Source organism: Bradyrhizobium sp. (assembly GCF_049691595.1).
Lineage (GTDB): Bacteria > Pseudomonadota > Alphaproteobacteria > Rhizobiales > Xanthobacteraceae > Bradyrhizobium.
Genome location: NZ_JBAVNZ010000423.1, coordinates 1 through 7,535, shown reverse-complemented (window position 1 = coordinate 7,535; position 7,535 = coordinate 1). Strand labels below are relative to the sequence as shown.

The window sequence follows — 7,535 nt, the reverse complement described above, 5'->3', positions numbered from 1 at the left end:
TTGCAGTTTAATTTGCTGGAAAACCTTCGCTTGGCTAACGCGATTCGCAATGCAGCTCCTTGCCTCTCGAAGTTATCCGTTTATTGATTCTCAGTCGCTTGTGGAATGTCAGGTGCGCGACTCGCTGTTCCGAGTAGATGCATAATCTTTCGTGCTACACATGTCGTCTCGAGCCAGGCCAGCCGAAGACGATCGCTTAATTTGGTTTGATTGCCGCGCCGCGCTGTTGTGGATCAATGCCACTTCTGACGAATTCGGAGCGGAGTGGGAATAAGGAAGCGGGCCGCGAGTGCGTCACTGCCATTAACGGATTGTGTCAAACTAGGGTCGGCGATCCTATTTTCTGCGGTGCAGGAGTCTATTCCGGTACCAAACGGACATACCAGCCGAACCAATGAACGTCCGCTGTTGAGGGATCAACGGAAGACGCGGCCCAGGGTCCGTTGATGACCCCACACCGGACATTGGGCGTGACCTGATCCGGTATCGTTGCAAACCATTTTTGGCTCGCCGCCCGTTCACAAAATGCGAAACTATAAGGATTGGATTAGGTCCACTTTGCGGGGGGTGATGGAACGGCATCAATGCCAGCTCAAGTTATAGCATTTCGGGCCGCACTATCTGCGATTCGCTTCCTTATCCAATCCGTTCTTTTTTAAGGACTTTAAGGTAGAAATTGAACTGTTGAAGGTTCGATTTGCAAACGGTTCTACGCGCAGATCGCTTCACCTTGCGACTGTAGTTACCGAAGTATTAATGCGGCGTTGGACACCGCACGTAATTGACGATTTTCTAAGCAATGCGACCACTTAATTGGCTGTAAATCGTCGCGCTTGTACCATCAACCAAGAAACAGGTTGGTCGTCTAATTAAGTCGCGGATCGAGAATCGTTTCTCGATAGAAACACGTTCAGCGGATTGGGCCGCGTACTGTCTATGTCACCCGCTGTTGTTCTCGCGCGCGCAAGGCGTCGTATTTTGCTACCGTTCGCGGTCGGCTTGAATGCGGTTAGCATTGCTGCGTTACTGTGGCTCGATGCGCAAAAGAGCCTTGCGCTGAAATATAATGGCGAGGGTTCGGACGCACCGTCTAACGGCGGGTCGAATAAAACTCCAGACTCCAGTAAGGCAAGTGTGGAAGCGGGGGGGCTCAATAATGCGACAAAGGTTCACGAGAAAGATTTAACGAATGCGGACGCGAATTCAAACCTTCCCGTCAATGGCGTAGACTCCGGCAGCGTTAAGCCTCCTGCGGGGGATACAAACGCAAGCTTCAAGGCGCATGGCGTCCCGATTGTTGGATCATCGGCATATCCTCAAATCCTTGCTGGGCCGATACCTTCCGAACTAATCATTCATGACACGAACGACGGGTCATCCGGGAACAAGCTGATTGCCGACAGTGCGGCAGCTGGATCTCTTTTGATCTCAGAGTCAAACTGGATTATCCTCTCCGGCGCGGTGAGCAATCCGGCGGGCGCGCTGCAGATCGACACCACGGCCCCGACGGTGACGTCGGTGGTGAGCTCCGGCCCCGGCATCGACGGCAGCGGCAACGGCGACTTGAATGCCGGCCACGTCGTCACGCTGACGGTCAATATGAGCGAGGCGGTGACGGTTGCGGGCGGCACGCCGACGCTGTCGCTGAGCAATGGCGGCACGGCGAGCTACACCGGTGGCACCGGGACCGCATTGACCTTCAGCTATACGGTGGGCGCCGGGCAGGACACCGGTGACCTGGCGGTGACGTCGTTCAACCTGAACGGGGCCACGCTGCAGGATGCGGCGAACAACAATGCCGTCCTCTCCGGCGCGGTGAGCAATCCGGCGGGCGCGCTGCAGATCGACACCACGGCCCCGACGGTGACGTCAATCACAAGCATTGCTCTGGGCGGCGTCGGGGGCAATCATTGGGTAATCACCGGAACCGCTGAGGCAAACAGCAATGTCGCGATATTTGACGGAGTTACTCAGCTAAGCACGGTGACGGCGTCAGTCTCAGGCTCGTGGAGTTACACTACGACCGGGTCGGTAACTAACTCCAGCGCTCACACATTCACAGCAAATGCTTCCGATGCAGCAGGGAACACCAGCGCATTTTTGGCAGCTTGGATCGAAGGTGCATCGGGCAATGACACCTTCGCCTTTGCTTCTGAGGCAAGCCTTGTTGCGCCGGGGGCGGTCAGTGGTAATGGTGGTGCCGATACGATCTCAATGATTGCAGCAGTGACGCTTAACAGTGGCGATTTCGCCAACGTTACTTCCGTTCAGACTTTGCAACTGACAGGGGCAAACACGATTACTTTGGGCGCAGACGCAGCCGCCGCCGGCATTGTGAATGTGGTCACAGGCACCGGGGCGACCAGTGTCACGGACTCCAACGGCGTCACGCTCAATGTCAATGCGACGGCGTTAGCCAACAATACGGCGCTGACACTTGTCGGCTCGGCGGCGGAGGTGGTGACCGGACTGGTCGGGGATATCGCAGCTGGCTCTCTGACCGGCGCGCTGACGGTGACGACCGGGGATGCGGCTGACAATGGCATCAGCATTACGACCGGCTCGGCGGCGACCTCGATCACCGACGCCTTCAACACCGATACCGTGACCGTCAACGCGACGGCGCTGGCACAGAATACGGCTTTAACGCTCACCGGCTCGGCGGCGGAGGTGGTGACCGGACTGGTCGGGGATATCGCAGCTGGCTCTCTGACCGGCGCGCTGACGGTGACGACCGGGGATGCGGCTGACAATGGCATCAGCATTACGACCGGTTCGGCGGCGACCTCGATCACCGACGCCTTCAATACCGATACCGTGACCGTCAACGCGACGGCGTTAACAGCGAATACGCTGACGCTCTCCGGATCGGCGGCGGCAACGGTAACCTTGGGAACCGGCGGAAATCTCGCAGCGGGGACTGATACGGGCAACCTTACGGTCAACGGAGGCAGCGCGAACAACACAATTACGACGGGCAGTGGCAATGACACGATCAAAGGAGGCGCGGGAGCTGATTTACTCACCGGAGGAGCAGGTTCCGATAAATTTGTCTTTACGGCGGCCTCGGATTCGACGGTAGCAAGTCATGATTCGATTGCCGATTTCGTTCACGGGGTCGATATCATCGACACCTCAGCCATTACCGGCCTTACTATAGTTGGAGGCCTCATCACCGGCAGCGCCCAGGTACCTGCGAATGGCATCGTGTGGATCCAAAGCGGCTCAGATACCATAGTTTACGCCAACACATCGGGCGTCGCCGAGAATCAGGGGTCGGCGGACATGGAGATTGTTTTGACCAATGTCGTCGCAAGCACGCTGACGAGTGCAGATTTTTTTCACTTCTAGTATCTCCTCTAACAGTCTGCTGAAAAACCTTGAAATGCAGAGTTTTCTTATTCTGGCCGGTCGTCGTTGGGGCGGCGCGGTGGAGTTGGATGTAATTTTCCAGTCTGGTTTGGGTGTACCCCGGGCGCGGAGTGGTTAAGCGGCAAGGCGCTCAGGGAATGCGGATCAGGTTATAGGCGATCAGATTGAGCAGGAAGTCGGCGGCGACGCGAGCGATGCCACGATGTTTGGTCTTGCGCATGGTGCCATGCTGCTTGCCCCATCCGAAGATGCACTCGACCACCGCCCGGCGTGATTGCGACATGCCATCACCACAGCCAGCGGAGTGCCGTGAGTGTCGTGGAATAGTCGCCCGATTCGGCATGAGCCTCACACTGGCGCAACTCATAACTGACCCACGTTTTCAATTTTTCCAGCGCCCCTATTCGCAGGCCATCGATTAGCGAAGTTTTAACCATAAGCGTCTTTTATGGTGAAAGCATTTTGCAGGATAGGCGCGTCATGCGGCTCATAGTCTACCGTAAATATCCGGTGATTGACTACCAGACTATGGCCGAGTTCGAAGGGCACGAACGACTCTTTCGAACGAATGACAGCCAATTTTTGCTTCACATGTCATCCGAAAACCGGGACGCACAAGAGCGCATAGTCTGGCTTTCGACGCGAGATGCCATTTTATGGCTAAACGATTCCCCCGATCAGTTAGGCTCTTTTTGGGGAGATACCGATAAGGACGCGCTCGATGGACCACTTCCGAGCGGATCGGAGATTGGCCCATTGAGCGCCACAGCAGATGGCGCTTTTTGAACAATGATACTCACAGGTCTAACTATTTCTTCTCCAACAAAGGTTTAGGCTGCTTTAGAATCGGAGACCTTGTTATGTCCACCACCCAACGCCGCAAGAATCAGCGCGTGACTTTTTCGCGCGCCTTTAAGACCTACATCATGGGGATTGATAGAACATGGCGTCGCGACTGTCTGATGCACGATGTATCGGAATCAGGCGCAAAGCTTACAGTAGAAGGGTCGCTGGAAGGTCTGGTGATGAAAGAATTTTTGCTTCTCTTGACGAGTACGGGCTCTGTTCATCGGTATTGCGAAACAGCTTGGATCAACGGCAATCAGCTTGGCGTGAGATTCATAACATCGAAGCCTTCGGCGCCGCAGGTCAAAGGCAAAGCGGCGAACAAGTACACGGCGGAAGTGTAGTCCAAGGCATAAAGGATCGATTATGTACAAGCACTATCGCGGCAAAAATTACCTAGTTGTGCAAGACGTTGCGTCAAGCGTGTGGAAGTGGGCAGTCAACATCGATGAAGCCACCACACTGTCGGGCGAAGACAAGACCCGCTCGGGCGCTCTCGCCACCGTGGTACTAACGATAGACAGATCGCTCACAAGGCATAGAACCGCGGCATCCCTTGCAATCTCCATATAACCCCAATCTTAAGGGCTAATCTTATGGGTACGATCATTCAATTCCCTGCTAGAGCCACCAAGCACGCCACGGATGGCGATAAGCTGCCTTCTCCTGACGCCGATTTATGGACCGTGGTCGAAAATGTGGAAGCAATTCGTTCACATTGGAACGCGGCAATCCAGAACCTTCAAATTTTGCTGTTAATGGTTCAAGGCAACCCTACAAAGGAAGAAGACTTGCTAGGACAGATCGAAGAAATTCATGGTCAATTGTTGTCGGTTTCTTCGAAGCTCAATAACGCGAACCGACTGTTTCAACAATCCGCCAGCGCATCAATTTGAAAGACATCGCGGACCCAGAACGTCCCGAAATGCTTTAGGGCGCATAAACTGGAAGCGCGCCTACCTCAATCGAAGGCTACCCCAAAGCGAAAGCCTCTGCGCCAGACAACTCGGCACGACAAGGTCAATCCGTGTTCCGGTATCGCCAACACAAAATCGGCGGGAATTCCGATTGGGTTTGATACCTCCAAAGCACAGCCAGTCAGCGACAAATCGCGCCAACCGATTTGCGTTCAGTGCAAAGGCCTGCCGGAGTTCGAAAGAAGCACAACCTCCCGACCGGCGGCACGGATGCGCATTAGTGCAGCGGCCGCTCCGGGGTAAGCCGCGCGCCCATTGTGCAGCGTTCCGAACTGATCGATGGTCTCGGCACGTCTGGTCGCAGAAATTATTCCCTTGACGATTTTCGGGGCTGCGACCGGTGCTGTGGATGTCACGACAACGGCCTGCGAGGGAAAGCTCACGCGGGGTAGGAAGCTCCCGCTGTCTTCGCCCGGCCTGCAAGCGAAGCTTTGGTATTCGATCGACCAGCAACCAGCATCTCGTGAACCTCGAGACCCCGCTTTCGATCCAGACAGAGCAGAACTACCGTTCCGGAGATCGCTTGCGATCACCTCCTATCCCGCGCCGTTCATCTCGTGCGCCTTCGCGATGTTCCGATCCGTCAGCCTGGCGCGTATCCGCGTCCATGCAATTTTGAACTTCGCTTTGCAATCCTCCAAATCGGTGCCCTGTCCGCTATCGCCACTGAGCGATGGTTGGCCGTACACATTGCAGCCCCACCACCACTGATCGATATGAGCAGGGAGGCCGGGACTCTTCCTGATCCGGCCAATTGGCAAGCCGCGCCAGATCACTGTGTAATCGTCGGGGTAGCTTTGCCCGCCGATCTTGGTGACGTGAATGGCGATGGTTTCGTTGTCGAGCTTTGGTGCTCGCATATTTGGCGTAACGCGACTCACACACGTCGCGTGCAACGTAACGGAGATTGCAAATTTGTCCGATTTGCGATGCGAGGACCGGTTCGAGGGTACTGGCCGAATTAGGACACAGGCAAAACGAATTAGGCTGCCATGGCCGCCGTGTCGGCAACGACGCAGAGCTGACTACGTTAAGGTACGATAAGCTGATGATGCTCGCTTTGAGAGGTTTTGAGCGGGCGCGCGCGTGGAGCGAGGCTGAGTGCTGGGAGGCGTTGGACATTTAACAGTGAGCATCCTGTTACGTAAAACTACGTCCACACGAAAATTTCCTTGGTTTTGCGTCGCCCCATGAAGTACTGTTTCCGCGCTGTGGGGCGTGGGGATGCTGCATTACCGGGCTTACCTTCTGGATGAACACCGTCGCGTTATAAACGCGGCAAATCTTTATTGTGCCGACGAGCAGGCAGCAAAAGAAAGCGCCCAGCAATTAGTTGACACCAACGACGTCGAGCTATGGCAACTTGGTCGCCGGATAGCGGTCTTCAAATCTGGTAGTCGCCCTTCCTCAGAGTATTGACGTGCGTCATGGAAGACCTGTGGGTGCTATGCCCCGCGTATCGCAGGCCGAGACGTGGGAGCTGATGGCTTCCCAACTTTGGGAAGGCTGCTACCCCGCCGAGTTGCAGCGACCCGATCCCATTAAACCACCGCGAGTTCATAATTTTCATAATTCGTGAATTGAAGCTCGCGCTGATTAGATCATGCTGCGCCTGTCGGTCGGCTTGCGGTTCGGCGGATCGGAGCACCCCGACGTTACAAACGCCAAGTTAGCGAGCCGTCAGGGGCGACCTTGGCGGCTCACTTGCCTGCGGTTAGCACAAATGCCAACTTTCCATTTTAACGCGATGGCTTAGGCAAGTGCGCGCAATAGAATGGCTTCACAACGATCCCGGGTGACATCGAGCGCTGGCGCGGACCTGCTTTTCATCAGCGCGGCGTAGGTCAAATCCTGGGGCGTTCGCGGCGTCAACTTGCGCTTCTGAATTAGCGGCGGCCGGATTCGGCAAGTCGCCAGCGCATGCGTGTGCAGGCGGATTTTTTGCCGCGAAGTTCCCCTATGTATGATTCGGCCATGCCAATGGCTTAACCGCTGCGGTTTGGTTGGGCCCGACGCGGTGTCGTCCGGACAACGTCGCGCGTCGGGCCGCTCCTTAAAGTGACGGTCCAGTGCGGGACACTGGCCGTCGTGCGCCTACAGGACAAAAAGTGTGTGAAGATCATCTGGGTAAGCTGCTGACGCTTCGACATCCATGGCGCGGGGGCGAACATAACGCTCGCAGAAGGCAATAACCCGCTCCCGGAATTCTTCGATTCTTGCCGGAAGTTTGTAATTGGGAGGGTCGGTATGCGCCATGCGTTTTTCCTGTGAAAAGCAAACCCTCTAGACGGCATCGATCCGGCTAATCGCAATCTCCGATTCTCGCGCGTGTTGATCTAT

9 protein-coding genes are annotated in these 7,535 nt (G+C 55.6%); 4 read left to right on the top strand and 5 right to left on the bottom strand.

The annotated features are described in order from the left end of the window. Positions 1–936 precede the first annotated feature (936 nt). Entirely contained in the window at positions 937–3,351 is a 2,415-nt protein-coding gene (locus WCE35_RS17875; protein ID WP_424594658.1) for a beta strand repeat-containing protein, read from the top strand. Positions 3,352–3,502: 151 nt separating this feature from the next. On the opposite strand, the gene WCE35_RS17870 is transcribed toward WCE35_RS17875, so the two are convergent. Then, entirely contained in the window at positions 3,503–3,655 is a 153-nt protein-coding gene (locus WCE35_RS17870; RefSeq protein ID WP_424594657.1) for a transposase, read from the bottom strand. A 197-nt stretch (positions 3,656–3,852) separates the two neighbouring features. Between WCE35_RS17870 and WCE35_RS17865 the strand changes: the two genes are divergently transcribed. From WCE35_RS17865 to WCE35_RS17855, 3 genes are all read left to right on the top strand, one after another. After that, entirely contained in the window at positions 3,853–4,158 is a 306-nt protein-coding gene (locus WCE35_RS17865) for a hypothetical protein (RefSeq protein WP_424594656.1), read from the top strand. Between the two features lie 74 nt (positions 4,159–4,232). After that, on the top strand, positions 4,233–4,562 hold the full coding sequence (locus WCE35_RS17860) for a PilZ domain-containing protein (RefSeq protein WP_424594655.1): 330 nt from the start codon (positions 4,233–4,235) through the stop codon (positions 4,560–4,562). Between the two features lie 252 nt (positions 4,563–4,814). After that, a complete protein-coding gene (locus tag WCE35_RS17855) occupies positions 4,815–5,114 on the top strand; it encodes a hypothetical protein (protein ID WP_424594654.1) in 300 nt (99 codons plus the stop codon). 65 nt (positions 5,115–5,179) lie between these two features. Here WCE35_RS17855 and WCE35_RS17850 read toward each other — a convergent pair whose 3' ends face one another. The 4 genes from WCE35_RS17850 to WCE35_RS17835 all read right to left on the bottom strand — a co-directional run bounded on the left by WCE35_RS17850 (position 5,180) and on the right by WCE35_RS17835 (position 7,451). Beyond that, entirely contained in the window at positions 5,180–5,326 is a 147-nt protein-coding gene (locus WCE35_RS17850) for a PilZ domain-containing protein (protein ID WP_424594653.1), read from the bottom strand. A 21-nt stretch (positions 5,327–5,347) separates the two neighbouring features. Beyond that, complete coding sequence (locus WCE35_RS17845) at positions 5,348–5,551, bottom strand: hypothetical protein (protein ID WP_424594659.1); 204 nt, start codon at positions 5,549–5,551, stop codon at positions 5,348–5,350. 180 nt (positions 5,552–5,731) lie between these two features. Further along, a complete protein-coding gene (locus WCE35_RS17840; protein ID WP_424594652.1) occupies positions 5,732–6,055 on the bottom strand; it encodes a hypothetical protein in 324 nt (107 codons plus the stop codon). Positions 6,056–7,289: 1,234 nt separating this feature from the next. After that, positions 7,290–7,451, bottom strand: coding sequence for a hypothetical protein (locus WCE35_RS17835; RefSeq protein WP_424594651.1), 162 nt, complete (start codon positions 7,449–7,451; stop codon positions 7,290–7,292). Between the last annotated feature and the right edge of the window lie 84 nt (positions 7,452–7,535).

Coding starts and splice junctions, on each gene's coding strand:
- WCE35_RS17875 (WP_424594658.1), top strand. CDS start 937: ATGTCACCCGCTGTTGTTCTCGCGCGCGCAAGGCGTCGTATTTTGCTA.
- WCE35_RS17840 (WP_424594652.1), bottom strand. CDS start 6,055: ATGCGAGCACCAAAGCTCGACAACGAAACCATCGCCATTCACGTCACC.
- WCE35_RS17865 (WP_424594656.1), top strand. CDS start 3,853: ATGCGGCTCATAGTCTACCGTAAATATCCGGTGATTGACTACCAGACT.
- WCE35_RS17860 (WP_424594655.1), top strand. CDS start 4,233: ATGTCCACCACCCAACGCCGCAAGAATCAGCGCGTGACTTTTTCGCGC.
- WCE35_RS17870 (WP_424594657.1), bottom strand. CDS start 3,655: ATGTCGCAATCACGCCGGGCGGTGGTCGAGTGCATCTTCGGATGGGGC.
- WCE35_RS17835 (WP_424594651.1), bottom strand. CDS start 7,451: ATGGCGCATACCGACCCTCCCAATTACAAACTTCCGGCAAGAATCGAA.
- WCE35_RS17855 (WP_424594654.1), top strand. CDS start 4,815: ATGGGTACGATCATTCAATTCCCTGCTAGAGCCACCAAGCACGCCACG.